Origin of the sequence: Putridiphycobacter roseus, assembly GCF_003234935.1 — a bacterium.
GTDB classification, from domain to species: Bacteria; Bacteroidota; Bacteroidia; order Flavobacteriales_D; family Crocinitomicaceae; genus Putridiphycobacter; species Putridiphycobacter roseus.
Genome location: NZ_QKSB01000013.1, coordinates 1 through 14374 on the forward strand (window position 1 = coordinate 1; position 14374 = coordinate 14374).

Genomic DNA, 14374 nt, shown 5'->3' on the forward strand with positions numbered 1-14374 from the left:
AGTAATAGTGTCGGGGATAAGGATTTCAAATAGCTCTAAATCATCAATAAACAAGTTGTAACCATTGTCTTGCGTTGTTGATACTGCATGCGTTAAGCCAGTGATTGATATTGATGTCATATCCACAGTCGGAGTAAAAACTAAGTTAAACTGTTCCCAATTGTTAGGAGCAACACTAAAAGTATCCGAAGATAAATATGACCAATTAGGATCAATATTTGTTAAGTAATCAATATTATTAAACCATTGGTTACTTGTTGGAATTCCGGCCGTACATGTTGGCTTCCCAAAAAGTTCTATGGTGATTGGGTTTGACATTGGCGAAAGTTGGTAACTTTGATTATAGTGATGATTACCTTTTATTTTTAATACATAAGTGTGACTAGCAAATAAAGTATCACTTAAACAAGTGCTTGCGGCCAAAGCACCATAACGTATTAAATTTGCGTATGTATTCCCATTAAAAATACTCAAATAAATATAGTTTTGACCAGCCACAACAGAAGGTATAAAATTTGAATTGTGGATGGTATTTGGTTGACAAATATTACTATAAATAAATGCCATTGTAGAACTTACCTCCCAATTTTGTACCTTATTGAAATCATTTACAGAAGATCCATTTTGATTACAAGGAGTCAAGTTTTCAAACGAAGGGTTAGGAATAATATCTCTTTTAATGAAACAAGAACACTCTTCGTCCAACAAATCAACCAACCCATCTCCATCATCATCCATACCATTGTCACATATCTCTTGGGAGATTCCAAAAAAATAAATAACGATAGATATTGCAGTAAAGATTAGTTTCATTATATTTCAAATATAAATAATTTCCAAAGAACAAAATGTTCTTTGGAAATTATTGTTGGTGTTAATTAATTGATTTCGACTAAGAATGATGAAATCCATGTGACTATAGTTAGACTAGTTGGTGGATTCATTCCCATACTACCGAATGGATAATTGATAATACTTGAACACATAAATGGGTTGTCCTTGGCATAATAACCAACTTCACCATACACCGCAGCCCTCACGCAAATCCATTCCGCATTTGGATATACAGCAATATCAAATAATGGAGAAACAATAGTTCCTGAATTACCTGGTATAACAACATTACTTACCACTTGCCAATTTGGGTCATTACAATCATTTACTGCAAAAACCTGAAATATAATGTCGTCTACATAGTTGTTATCAATTTTTATGGATTGTGCTTGTCCAAAGCCATTAGACAATACCATTGCTAAAACTGCACTTAGCAGCCATTTGTTTAAATTTTTCATATTATTTCATTTTAAAGATTAATAAAAAATAAAACACGGCCATGTTTATGTTAATTATGCAAGCTACATATAAAAAAGCAATTAAAAAAATGTAAAAACTTGAAATACAGTAGCTATATCATTGTTTTTAGGTGTTTCGTCTACAAAAATGGGGGGGGGTAATCGATAGAATAAGTCGTTTGGTCGAAAATATGCAGTTTTTAAGCTGTTTAGTAGTGTTTTAGGTCTGAAAGCCTTGTGTAGTCTGATTTGTAAGAAAAAATAAAACAAACGTATTTAAATACTTGTAAACAATATAGTTCAGTAGTTTGTAGATAGGTTCACTAAAATTTTCACCTCCCTTCCCCGATAGCTATCGGGGCCCTCACTTCGGCAATAGCTCAGTACATGCCTCAAGGAGAGAAATACTGTGTGCTTTGTCTATTGTCTAGCGTCTAGCCTCTAGCCTCTAGTTTCTAGCATCTAGCGTCTAGTTTCTAGCATCTAGCGTCTAGTTTCTAGCATCTAGCGTCTAGTATCTAATTAAAGTCCATTCCTCCTTTTGGTCCCCGAAATAGCTGGATGTTCCAATGGGTTTTCAGGCCAAGCGTGTCGTTTGTATTTGGCACGCATTTCTTTTCTGACTGCGAAATAAGCATTTTCCCAAAAACTACTCAAGTCCCCAGTGATTTGTACTAATTTAAAACCGGGGGATAATAGGTGCATTAATACAGCTGTTTTTCCTTCGTTGATGGTTGGTGTATCCATCAAGCCAAAAACTTCTTGTAAACGGACCGGTAGGATAGGAGTGGTTCCATTTGCTTGATAGTCGAGCTTGATGTGAGAGCCACTTGGTACTTCAATTTTAGTAGGCGCTAACTTGTTTAATGTTTTTTGTTGTTCAAAATCTAAACTGTGGGTCAATACTTCTAAAAGGTTAATCTTTTTTAAATCTTCTGCTTTTTTTATGCCATTTAGGTATGGGGCAAGCCATGTTTCATTGTTTGCTAACAAGGAGGCTGTGTCCACTTTTGGAAATTGGAGGTTTGGATTCAAGGCTTGTAGGGTGATAATTCTATTTTGCCATTGTTGTACCTCCTCGTTGAAGTCTAATAAATGCGCGCCTTCCTTGATGATCGCTTCCGAAATGGCAGCTACAATTTCGGCAGGTTCAATGTCAAGAATGGGTTTTGACTGTAAAATAATACTCCCAATTCTGGTGTCCTTGGTCGCAATCAATCCTCCTTTTTTGGAATTCCATTGGATAGTTTCGACATTTTTTACAAATGGTTTCAAATCGGTTGGATTAAGTGGAGAGGCCAAGTAAATTCTGCCCATTTTGTCGGAATCGTTCATGTGGGCAATGGCTAACCAAGGCTCATAAGCCAAGTCGTCTTTGTGTCCTGCCATGGCAAATTTACCATTGGCCAATTGAAATTGGGCATTGTTGCCCGGTCTTGCAAATGCAATGCGTTCGGGATAGGCGTGTACCAGTAATAAACCCGTATCAAAGGGATCGAATGTAGCATTGTCCACTTCTATTTTAAGCATTCTGCGGTATTGACTGGCTACCTTTTCAATTTTTGAGAATTTTCCGCCTTTTTTATCTTGTTTCCTCGACCTGCGCAAGGCTTCAATTCTTAAATTAATGTCGATTCCTGTTTCTCTTGGCAATGGATCTTTTTCTTCTAAAATAGCAGCCAAATCTGTCCCCAATTGTGCTTGGTCATCTTCAATGGCCATCAATAACAAATGGGCAATTCTAGGGTGACAAGGTAATTTTTGTATGGCTTTTCCGTGTTCGGTCAGCTTACTATCCTTAATGGCGTTTAAGCTTTCGAGTGTCGCAGTACCTTCTTTTAATGCATATGCGGGTGGAGGAGAAAGCCATGTTAAGGTATTAGGATCGTTGATTCCCCAAGCAGCCAATTCTAAGACCAATGGCGTCAAGTCGGCTTCTAATATTTCAGGCACATTAAACTTGGCCAATTGGGCATGTTTTCCTTTGGACCACATGCGGTAGCATGTTCCTGGACTCAATCGTCCAGCCCGTCCTGCTCTTTGGTCTGCAGAATCTTTTGAGATGTGATAAGTCACTAAGCCAGACAATCCAGTTTTTGGATCGTATTTCGCTTTTCTTCCCCAACCTGAATCTACGACTACTTTTACCCCTTCAATGGTTAAGCTGGTCTCGGCAATGGCTGTGGCAATCACTACTTTTCGCTTACCATCTCGGTTAGGCATTATCGCAGCTTGTTGGGCAGAATAGGGCAACTTTCCATAAAGTTCATGCACCGCCAAATCGTCAAATGATCGCCGCAATATACTTGCACAGTTTTTTATTTCTCGCTGTCCGGGTAAAAAAACCAAAATATCTCCTTCTTCTTGCTTTAAGGCTGTTTTCACGACTTGAGCAGTGGTTTCAGCCATCATTTGCTCGTCGTTTTGGTCGACATACTTAACGTCAATCGGATATTGTCGCCCTTCACTTTGCACAAAAGGTGCTTTTAATAAGTCAATCAATTCGGGCATGTTTAAGGTTGCCGACATCACCAATATTCTCAATTCGGGCCGCAGTATTTCTTGGGAAGCCCTTGCCAAAGCCAAGGCCACATCTGCATGAATACTTCTCTCGTGAAATTCATCAAAAATAATCATTCCAATGCCTTCCAAGCCATTGTCACTTTGCAACATTCTGGTCAATATACCTTCAGTAAGAATCTCGAGCTTAGTATTCGCACTGGTCTTAGATTCAAATCGAATGCGATAGCCAATGGAATCACCTACTTTTTCACCCAATAAATCAGCCAATCGTTGTGCAATGGTTTTGGCCGCCAGACGACGCGGCTCCAACATCACAATTTTTTGCCCTTTTAAAAAGGGCATATCCAATAATGCCAATGGTAAAAGCGTACTTTTCCCAGCGCCTGGAGGAGCACTTAAAATTAGTGTATTGTGTTGGATAAGCTTTTCTTTTACTTCAGCAGTCACTGAAACAATAGGCAATTGATGGTCGTTAATGTTAAATGGCATGTAGGCGAATTATGGGGTAAAGTTAATCAATGAAAAGAAGAAAATTAAAGAAAGCAAAGGGCAGTTAGCAAATGGAAAATTAAAGTGTTCGAAAAATTTCACCAACTGCAGCTTCATAAGCGGGTATTGATTTTGATTTCTTAATTTTTTTATAGGTTTTATGGGGATTATCAAAAGTTGTTGCCCAGTATTCCCAAAAGGAGGTCATTTTTGTCAGTACATGACTTTTACCTGATAAGGCTGAAGCATATCCTTCAAAAAGTGTATCGTGAAATTGGGTAAACAATGCTTTTCTATTTTCTGGGTAAACTTCGGTATCTTCCTTAATCATCTGCGCTAAAAATGGATCTGAGATTAATCCACGACCAATCATCCAATGGTCAATAGTAGGGAAACGATTTTTTAATGCTCTATAACTAGCTACAGAGGTAATGTCACCGTTATAATAAATTTTATGTTTACTGTGTTTCAAACAAGTATCAAAAGCATCTAAATCTACGCCTCCTTTGTAAAGTTGTGCGCCTATTCTGGCATGAATGGCTATGTTTTTAAGTGGGAATTTATCCAATATTGGAAAAGTATCCAATATTTCTTCTGCATTGTCATACCCCATCCTCATTTTCATTGAAATCGTGATGTCGGATTCATTGTATACACGGGTTAAAATCTCTTTGATCCTTTCAGGTTGACAGATGAGTCCAGACCCCATACCTCTTTTGGTGACCATAGGGTAGGGACAACCTAAATTCCAATTTAATTCTTTATACCCTAAGTCCTGCACATATTTAATGACAAATAAAAATTCATCCGCATCATTAGTCATGATTTGAGGATGTAAAGTATTTACCGTATTATTTTGTGGTATTAAATCTCTTTGATAACCTGGTTTTATGTCTAGTTTTCCGTTCAAACGAATATATGGCGCGAAGTAAGTGTCGATACCACCAAAATATTGATTCAGTGCGTTTCTAAACCTAAAATCAGTGAAACCTTGTAGTGGAGAAGATAGCAGTGTAGTCGACATTCAAAATATTTCAGGTCAAATATAGTTGGAAACTGTTAGAAGTGTTTTTTTTCTTACATTTTTCTTTAAAACTTAATGCCAACCATACAAACATCATCTCCTTGAATGTCATCCGCAATCCAGCTAGATAATTTGTTTGTTAACAGTATTTTTTGTGTTGCCATTGGTTCCTCTTTTATTTCTAAAAGGAACGATTTTAAAACACTTTGTTTAAATTTAATATTATCGAATCCTTCAAAATGATTTGCAAAACCATCCGAACTTAAGTAAAGATTGTCTCCTTTTTCAAATTCAATGATTTCTTCGCTATATTTTAAAGGTTGGTTTTTAATAGAAACTATTCTTGCGCTATATTCATCAATTACGTCTTTATTTTTTTTAGCAATCAAAAGGCTGTTTTTTTCAGAAGAAAAGTATAGTTTATTATTGTGATTATTGAATCTAACGATTGAAATATGAATGCCATCTTTTACTCCTTTAATGTCTGCGTTTGATTGAATGAATTCATTTAAATATTTGATGATTTCTTGGGGACCAATAAGCTTCTCTCTTTTTACAGCAGTATCTAATGCATCAAAATATAAGGCGCTTAATATAGCACCAGAAATGTTATTTTCTGAAGAGTCTATGATAGCGATAAATAAATTATTATCTACAACAGCCGACCAATAAAAATCGCCCGATAATTCATTTTTCGGTTTTAATAAAATAAAACGGTCCTCAATAAACTGGTGAACATTTTTTAAACTAGGTAAAAAAGCTTTTTGAATTTGACTGGCAAATTGAATACTTTTATTCATGGTAAGGTTGGTATTGTGAATATCCAACTCTTGTTTTTTGATGATTTCTATTTGGGCATTTAATTTGTTTCTTACCCTAAATTCATATGTAATAAAAGCATACAACACATAAATAAGTAAGAAAAAAGGCATCATTGCAAAAGCAATATTTTGGTTAAAAAATGTTTGCTCATACCCAAAATCTAGTCCAATTTTTAAGTTTTGAATTAGCTGAAAATAAACGGCTAAACCATAGGTTAAAAATAATAGGTAATACACATAAGCTATTATTCTTAAGGTTTTACCTAACATAAGAAAAATGATACTGATGTTTAATAAGGAATAACCAAGATTCGCATAAGTAATTTGTCCGTTTGTGACCAATAACCCTTGTATACCTAATACCATTATTCCTAAGGACCAAATGGCGGATGGAATACGAAAATGTTGTTGTTTTTTTAGCGCAATAAATGCAAATACAAAAATAATTAGTCCTATTATTCGAATAAAAAATAAATACCAATAACCAAACACAAGAATTTTAATAAACCCTATGGAATAGATAAAGGAGAATATTAAAAGTAAATTAAAAATCAGTTCCGTTTTTACTTTTTCAAATAAATCAAGTTTATTTTCAAATTCAGCTCCCAACAGAAACACTTTTAATTTGAAGTATTGCTTTTTTAACATTAATTTATATTTTTAAACCTATAATGGTGATATCATCTAGTTGTTCTTCTCTTAATTTTATAGCTTCAAAATGACTGGTAATTGCCATTTCTGTTGCATTAAAATTGTCAGGATTTGAATTTCTTATAAGCGCTTTAAAAAGACTGTAATCTCCCATTTCATGGTCAGCATTCGTTTTAGCAATACCATCTGTAAAAAGATAAAGAATATCTCCTGTATTTAGTTTTATATTTATTTCATCAAATTCATGTGTCTTACTTAAATAACTTAATTTATGGTATTTGGGGTGGTAAGCTTTAGACCTTTTTCCTTTTTGAACTATAAATGGTTGTCCTGCGCCAGATATATGAAGCGATTGGGATTGGTAATTGTATTGACAAAAAGTAATTCTAATATTAGAATCTAAATTGTTTACCTTAAGTAGGCTTTCATTCATAAAGTGATTTAAAAATTGAAGCATACTTTTAGGAGATTTATTTTCTTCTTTTTTTACGGCTTTTTCTAAGCCATTTTTTACTAAGAATGTAAACATTGATCCAGGGATGCCAACCTCTCCAGTGTCGACCAAAGCAAAATATACAATGTCACCTACTTTTTTTTCCCAAAAAAACTCTCCAGGTAGTTTAAGCTTTGGTTGATGAAAGAAAAAACTACTTGAAAAATAAGATTCTATTTCAAACTCACTTTTTTGCTCAATGTCTTTAATTTTTGAAGCCAATTCTATACTTAGTTTTATGGTGTCATTTTTTCGCTCCAGTTTTTCTTTTTGTAGCATTAAAGTTTCTCTTTGCTTTAGCACTTCTAATTTTGCACGCGCTTGAGAATTTATAAAACTATGTATGATAAAAGTAATCATAGTTAATGCAATTAAAATAGCATAAATATTTGGTTGCTCAAAAAAATAATGCTCCCTATCCAAATCATAAGGCAGGTTAATTTTTGGTAAAAGGTTTAAAGTTATTGAAAGCGAAATTATTAAAAAAACGCTGTAATATGTCACTGCAATATTTCGTAAAAAACGGCCTAACATTAAGAAAGAAATCACCACATTTACCATGGAAAAGGAATAGGTAATAAAGGAGGCTTGTCCATTGTTTAGAAGTGCAGAACTAAGGGTGAAAACAATTCCAGAAACAAACCATATTTTCCGGGGTAATCGAATGTCTTTAGTTACTTTTAGTGCAATGGCCATGGCAATGATAAAAGAGAAACCAAATATTTGCGCCGAGACAATCAGCCAATACTTGCCTATTAATGCTGGTATGGTTCCTAAAAAATAAATTACCAAATAAATTAATACGATATGAAATATCAATTCTAATTTGGTGACTTCAAAAATAGTTTTTGCATTTTTTATTGCATCCCCAATTAAATAATTTTTTATCCTATCATACATAGTTTACTCTTTAAAATGAATACAGCTATTGCACATAACAGTTTTAAAAGTATGCGTAAAATAGTTTAAATAATTAACATTCATTGCTATAACCTTTAATAATAACTGTTGTAGCAATGAAAATATACCAATGCAATAAAATTCAATTTTAACTACAGTACAATCTAATGCTTCTTTTTTTAGCGGAATTAGACTTACTTTTATTGGACATATCAATAATCAAACCAATTATGTTTAAACTGATAAAAACCAATGACTATAGGTCCCTTATTTTCTGAAAATATAAAAGAGTACTACCATTGTAGCTTACGTTGGCCTTTTCTCTTTTATATATGCTGGGACTTTAAAAAAAATATTTTTTTGTGAAAAAGATGAGTTTTAGGTTCAAATCATATGAAATTTGAATTCAGGGCGCTTCACTCCATAGTTTGACTTGTTTTGCCCAGTTCATTAAAATAGTTTTTTGCACGTCGAAATCAGCAGCAAATGGTCCACAAACTATTTTTAATTCGGTTTGATTGGTTTCTTTATTTTCTACTAATAAAAATTTTTCTGTGTAGTTCTCCTGCTGGTAATCATTTTGGATATAATAATTACCGAATAATAAAGCCGCATAATTGGCAGTTAAGGTCCCGTTTTTACCATAAAAATAATTTACATTAGTTGTACTTCTCCAATTAGGTTTTAATAATTTTTGCTGGTTTAACACCTGCTTAAAAAGATGGGCATTTTCTGGTTTGGTCATCACGTCCCATATCTTATCTGGAGATGCTAGTATAGGAAGTTGGATGGAAACAAATTGGGTAACAGGTATTTTTTTTATGTCATCCGTGCTTACCCATTGAATTTCATTCCATCTTGCACTGCCATTTCCACCGTTTAATAACCTAAAGCCAACCACTGAATCTTCTTGCACCTGTATTGCTTGTATTACTATAATATAGTCTTCTCTTTTTGAAGAATGATTATAGTACTTTGCCAAGCGTGGTAAAGGCATTACGATAGGTTTTGCATTTGGATATTTTTCTTGGTCAATATATATCAAAGAGGTCCCATTTTGTGTTTCGCTTTTTGTTGGTAGTCGATCATGTACCACAGGTACATTTTGCCAATCTGAAATATCTACAGCAGGAAAACCATTTAAATTATCTGGACAGTACCAACCGCCAAAGGAATGTGGCTCCGTTTTAACAGTCGCCACTGCTGCAGCGGAATGGTTTAACTTGTCTTGGTCATTGTTCTGAGAACAAGCATAAAATGAAAATAGACCCATTATTGTAAGTTGAAATATTATTTTATTATGCATAGCGCAATTTTTTAGGTTTTAATTAAAGGTACGTGACATTCATATAAAATAGCTGTTATAGAATGTAAATTAGTGTAAAGTATGCATAAATGGATCTTTTTATTTTAATTGGATAGCTTTATTTTTAGCCATTTTTTTTTGAGAAAGCATAATATCTTACAGTCTTATGATGGAACATATTCAGTCTATTGTGTACTGCTTTTTTCTTTTAAATAATGAACTTTATGTACAGTCAGAAAGAAAAGCAATTATTGAAGATGAACCTTGTGTGTAAAACGTAAATGAAGACAAGGCATTAAAGTTATACGATTGGAGCATCAGTCTGTCTACAATGGCAATCGTTGTTGAAGATATAGAAATTGAACTGTTTTTGGATGGAGACCACAAAGTCAATGATCGATTGAATGTTTCAGACATGATGGTCAAAAGTGTGAAGACTGAAATGTTGTGCATTTCTTTAAGTATTGGTAATTTGTTGTGTTTTGTTTTTCACTGCGTGAAGTTTTGTTTTTCACTGCGTGAAGTTTTGTTTTTCACTGCGTGAAGTTTTGTTTTTTACTGCGTGAAGTTTTTGTTCTTCACTGCGTGAAGTTTGTTTTTCACTGCGTGAAGTTTTTGTTTTTCACTGCGTGAAGTTTTTGTTCTTCACTGCGTGAAGTTTTGTTTTTCACTGCGTGAAGTTTGTTTTTCACTGCGTGAAGTTTGTTTTTCACTGCGTGAAGTTTGTTTGTTGTTTTACTAGCACTGCTCGTTCACTTCGTGAACATTGCTTGATGGAAGAATTAATAAGGAGATTTACTTACGTGAATCTTAAGGGGGGGAGCTGATCATCAAAAACCATCAAGCGCTGTCGCGCTTGGTTTTTTTTTGCCCCATCCGCTCATTGAAGCGAGCTTCATTCGGGATTGGGCAAAAAAAAAACCAGTTTAGAAAATCTAAACTGGTTTTTGGTGGCGAAAAGGAGATTTGAACTCCTGACCTCCGGGTTATGAATCCGGCGCTCTAACCAACTGAGCTACCTCGCCGCACAAACACAAATAAATTGTGTTTTTTTTCTTAGAGGGTGCAAATATAATTGATTTTTGATTCTTTCAAATCAAAATCGTAATTTTTTAATCAATTATTTTTGGTGACTTCACTTTTTCCTTTAATAATGCAATTTTCAAGACTTGATCCATGGTCTTAACGTAATGAAATTTAAGGCCTTTCAAGTAGCTTGGCTTAATATCGTCAATATCCTTTTTATTTTGCTCACACAAAATAATTTCTTTGATATTTGCACGTTTTGCAGCTAAAATCTTTTCCTTGATTCCTCCAACGGGTAAAACGGCACCTCTTAATGTGATTTCACCAGTCATTGCGAGGTTCTTTTTCACTTTTCTCTGGGTGAATACAGAAGCCATTGCGGTTAACATTGTAATCCCTGCAGAAGGACCATCTTTTGGGGTGGCTCCTTCAGGAACATGTACGTGTGTATCCCATCTGTCAAACAAAGAGGAGTCCACATTGATTAATTCTGCATTTGCTTTTAAGTATTGGTGTGCTAATACTGCAGATTCTTTCATCACGTCGCCTAGACTTCCAGTTAAGGTTAATTTACCTTTTCCTTTGGTTAAACTTGTTTCAATATATAAAATGTCTCCACCAACTTGCGTCCATGCCAGACCGGTTACCACACCTGCAAATTCATTGCCAATGTATTTATCCTTACCGTGTGCAGGACCTAAAATTGTTTTTAATTCATTTTCGTGAACCACTACATTGAATTTTTCGCCCATGGCAATTAATTTTGCGCGGTTTCGAATAATTTTAGCAATTTTTTTCTCTAAACTCCTTACACCTGACTCCGCAGTATAATCTGTTACTACAATTTCTAAAATTTTATCAGAAATAGAAATATTAGATTTTTTAATACCATGATTCTCTATCTGCTGTGGAATTAAATGACGTTTTGCAATTTGAATTTTTTCCTCAACAGTATAACCCGATACTTCAATGATCTCCATTCTATCTCGCAATGGACCTTGAATAGTATTTAAATTGTTCGCCGTAGCAATAAACAAGACTTTAGATAAGTCATAATCTAACTCGACAAAATTATCGTTAAAAGTGCTGTTTTGTTCTGGATCTAAAACTTCTAATAATGCAGAAGAAGGATCTCCGTGCGTGTCTCTACCCACTTTGTCAATCTCATCTAATACAAATACTGGATTGGATGATTTTGCCTTTCTTAGGTTTTGAATAATTCTACCTGGCATAGCACCAATATAGGTTCTTCTATGGCCTCTAATTTCTGCCTCGTCATGAACACCGCCTAAAGAAACTCTTACGTATTTTCTCCCCAAGGCTTCAGCTACTGATTTTCCTAAGGATGTTTTACCAACACCTGGAGGACCGTATAGGCATAGAATAGGGGACTTCATGTCTCCTTTTAGTTTTAATACCGCTAAGTACTCTATAATACGTTCTTTTACCTTGTCTAACCCAAAGTGGTCTCTGTCTAAAATGGCTTGCGCTCTTTTTAAGTCAAAAACATCTTTTGTTTTTTTGTTCCAAGGTAAATCCAATAATAAATCAATATAATTTAACTGTACAGAATATTCTGCACTCTGCGGATTCATTCTTTGGAATTTTTTTATTTCCTTATCAAATGCTTTTTGAATCTTCTTCGACCACTTTTTCTTTGTCGCTCTCTTTTGAAATTCTTTTACTTCAGCCTCAATTGGATTGCCACCTAATTCCTCCTGAATAGTACGCATTTGTTGATTCAAAAAGTATTCTCTTTGCTGTTTATCAATATCAACTTTTACCTTGCTTTGAATCTCGTTCTTCATTTTAAGCATCTTGATCTCGTGCGATAAGTGTACTAACACTTTTTCAATACGTTGATCAATACTTGCAATGCTCAATAATTCTTGCTTTTGATGTACATCACTGCTTAAATTCGAAGAAATAAAGTTAGCCATGAAAGTAGGGCTTTCAATATTTTTGATGGCAAAAGCAGCATCTGAAGGAATGTTTGGTGAGTCTTTAATGATTTTTAAAGCCATTTCTTTCATGGAATCCACCAAAGCTTGGTTTTTGGCTTGGGTCATGTCTAACTTCTCGTCAACAATACCTGTCACCAAAGCTTTGAAATAAGGCTCTTCTTGAATGTATGAGTTAATTTTAAATCTTTTTTTACCTTGTATGATAATGGTCGTTGAACCATCCGGCATTTTTAGTTTTTTAATGATAGTAGCAACCGTACCCAAAGTGTGTAAATCCTCTTTGGTTGGCTCTTGTATATCGGTTTTCTTTTGTGCTACAACGCCAATCGTTTTATTGGTGTTATAGGCTTCTTCTATTAGTTTGATAGATTTATCTCGTCCAACCGTAATCGGTATTACTACGCCAGGAAATAATACGTTATTTCTTAAGGGTAATATGGGTAGTACTTCAGGAATGGATTCCTTATTCATACTATCCTCCTCTTCATCAGAGATGAGCGGAACGAATTCAGTTTCTTGGTCGATAATGTTTGCTAAGTCTAAAAAATCTTCTTGCATAAAGTCAGACATATGTTCAGTTTTTTGTCAGTTTGTCATTTAATTAATGAATACCTATTTGAAATTGTCAAAAAAAGCTTGTTTTTCTTACTTTTTTGGAATGATTGTATTCAGTCCTGTAGTAAGTCAACCTTTGTGCCAAATTTAAACAGTCTGGTATAAATATTTTAATAGATCGATATCAGCAGGACTTAAAGTAATATTTCTTCTTTTCATCATGTTAGTTGCTACTTCAATGGCTTTATCGAATTTAAATTGATCGTTTAATCCCCAGGAAAAAGAAGGGATGTATTTGGGTGGAAATCCGCCGCCAAATACATTGGCAGATACGCCAATAACTGTGGCGGTGTTTAACATGGTGTTTATACCTGTTTTGGAATGGTCACCCATCATCACCCCGCAAAATATATTATCCGTTTGAACCAAGGTCTTGGTTTTGTAACTGTGTATTTTTAATTTTCCGTAATTGTTTTTTAAGTTGGATGAATTGGTGTCGGCACCTAGATTGCACCACTCGCCAATTACAGAATTACCAATAAACCCGTCATGACCTTTGTTACTGTAGCCTTGAAGAATACAGTTTGATATTTCTCCTCCAACTTTACATTCTGGACCAATAGTAGTCGCGCCGTATATTTTAGCGCCCATTTTAACCGTACTGTGTTCGCCCAAATAAAAAGGGCCACGGATAATAGCACCTTCCATTACTTCCGCATCCTTGTCTATATATATAGGACCAGTATTACCATTTAAAATAGCACATTCAATTTTTGCTCCAGGTGCAACGAAAATATTTTCACTACCCATCACTTGATTACTGTCACTAATAAGTGCGCTTTGCTTGTCTTTGGTCAATAAATTGAAATCTATTTTAGCCGCAGCTTCATTTTTTTGGAACAAATCCCATATTTCATGTAGGAGGATTGAAGTTTTGCAAAGTGAATCTATTCTGTTCGCATTTTTTTCGCCCTTCGTACAAATCCATTCATTGTTTAAATATAAGGACTGGTTGTTTTGTAGGCTTTGAATTTCTTGAATTAATGTAACGCCAGGCTTACAATTTGCTGCAATGTGATAATCCGCAGTTTCATCCGCTGGAAAAAGTGTTTGCAAATAGGATTCAGTCTGGTAAAATGTGTCAGTTTTTGAAAAGTTTAATAATCGCTGCCATGTTTCTTCAATGGTTAACATACCAAGCCTTAGTTTTGCAACTGGTCGGGTTAAGGTGAGAGGAGCGAAATTTAAATGCTTGTCGTTATCAGAAAACTGTATTTTCATAAAATTTTGGGTAAAAAAAAAGCCTCAAAATTGAGGCTTTATAAAAGTA

At 34.6% G+C, this 14374-nt stretch carries 10 protein-coding genes and 1 tRNA gene; all 11 read right to left on the bottom strand.

Annotation, left to right across the window (positions count from 1 at the left end; translation table 11 throughout):
* The coding region (locus DNU06_RS15040; RefSeq protein ID WP_146239269.1) for a hypothetical protein at positions 1-813 on the bottom strand (813 nt) is incomplete at its 3' end.
* A 65-nt stretch (positions 814-878) separates the two neighbouring features.
* The gene (locus DNU06_RS15045; RefSeq protein WP_111064323.1) at positions 879-1292 is read right to left on the bottom strand and encodes a hypothetical protein; all 414 of its coding nucleotides are present in this window, start codon (positions 1290-1292) and stop codon (positions 879-881) included.
* A 522-nt stretch (positions 1293-1814) separates the two neighbouring features.
* Entirely contained in the window at positions 1815-4304 is a 2490-nt protein-coding gene (gene hrpB / locus DNU06_RS15050) for an ATP-dependent helicase HrpB (protein ID WP_111064324.1), read from the bottom strand.
* A gap of 79 nt (positions 4305-4383) precedes the next feature.
* A complete protein-coding gene (locus DNU06_RS15055; protein WP_111064325.1) occupies positions 4384-5328 on the bottom strand; it encodes a tRNA dihydrouridine synthase in 945 nt (314 codons plus the stop codon).
* A gap of 65 nt (positions 5329-5393) precedes the next feature.
* Positions 5394-6797 carry a PP2C family protein-serine/threonine phosphatase gene (locus DNU06_RS15060; RefSeq protein WP_111064326.1) on the bottom strand — a complete coding sequence of 468 codons (1404 nt, stop codon included), beginning with the start codon at positions 6795-6797 and terminating at the stop codon, positions 5394-5396.
* Between the two features lie 4 nt (positions 6798-6801).
* Positions 6802-8193 (bottom strand): PP2C family protein-serine/threonine phosphatase, encoded by a 1392-nt coding sequence (locus tag DNU06_RS15065; RefSeq protein WP_111064327.1) that lies wholly within the window; start codon positions 8191-8193, stop codon positions 6802-6804.
* 406 nt (positions 8194-8599) lie between these two features.
* On the bottom strand, positions 8600-9499 hold the full coding sequence (locus DNU06_RS15070) for a hypothetical protein (RefSeq protein WP_111064328.1): 900 nt from the start codon (positions 9497-9499) through the stop codon (positions 8600-8602).
* Positions 9500-9721: 222 nt separating this feature from the next.
* Positions 9722-9952 (bottom strand): hypothetical protein, encoded by a 231-nt coding sequence (locus tag DNU06_RS17755; RefSeq protein WP_146239270.1) that lies wholly within the window; start codon positions 9950-9952, stop codon positions 9722-9724.
* A 495-nt stretch (positions 9953-10447) separates the two neighbouring features.
* Positions 10448-10524: transfer RNA gene (locus DNU06_RS15080), tRNA-Met, on the bottom strand.
* 87 nt (positions 10525-10611) lie between these two features.
* A complete protein-coding gene (gene lon, locus DNU06_RS15085) occupies positions 10612-13059 on the bottom strand; it encodes an endopeptidase La (RefSeq protein WP_111064330.1) in 2448 nt (815 codons plus the stop codon).
* A 132-nt stretch (positions 13060-13191) separates the two neighbouring features.
* The gene (locus tag DNU06_RS15090) at positions 13192-14325 is read right to left on the bottom strand and encodes a GlmU family protein (RefSeq protein ID WP_111064331.1); all 1134 of its coding nucleotides are present in this window, start codon (positions 14323-14325) and stop codon (positions 13192-13194) included.
* Between the last annotated feature and the right edge of the window lie 49 nt (positions 14326-14374).

What these genes read in the sequence shown, in the direction of transcription:
- DNU06_RS15070 (WP_111064328.1), bottom strand. Translation starts at nt 9,499, where the DNA reads ATGCATAATAAAATAATATTTCAACTTACAATAATGGGTCTATTTTCA.
- DNU06_RS15060 (WP_111064326.1), bottom strand. Translation starts at nt 6,797, where the DNA reads ATGTTAAAAAAGCAATACTTCAAATTAAAAGTGTTTCTGTTGGGAGCT.
- DNU06_RS15055 (WP_111064325.1), bottom strand. Translation starts at nt 5,328, where the DNA reads ATGTCGACTACACTGCTATCTTCTCCACTACAAGGTTTCACTGATTTT.
- DNU06_RS15065 (WP_111064327.1), bottom strand. Translation starts at nt 8,193, where the DNA reads ATGTATGATAGGATAAAAAATTATTTAATTGGGGATGCAATAAAAAAT.
- DNU06_RS15090 (WP_111064331.1), bottom strand. Translation starts at nt 14,325, where the DNA reads ATGAAAATACAGTTTTCTGATAACGACAAGCATTTAAATTTCGCTCCT.
- DNU06_RS17755 (WP_146239270.1), bottom strand. Translation starts at nt 9,952, where the DNA reads ATGCACAACATTTCAGTCTTCACACTTTTGACCATCATGTCTGAAACA.
- DNU06_RS15045 (WP_111064323.1), bottom strand. Translation starts at nt 1,292, where the DNA reads ATGAAAAATTTAAACAAATGGCTGCTAAGTGCAGTTTTAGCAATGGTA.
- hrpB (WP_111064324.1), bottom strand. Translation starts at nt 4,304, where the DNA reads ATGCCATTTAACATTAACGACCATCAATTGCCTATTGTTTCAGTGACT.
- lon (WP_111064330.1), bottom strand. Translation starts at nt 13,059, where the DNA reads ATGTCTGACTTTATGCAAGAAGATTTTTTAGACTTAGCAAACATTATC.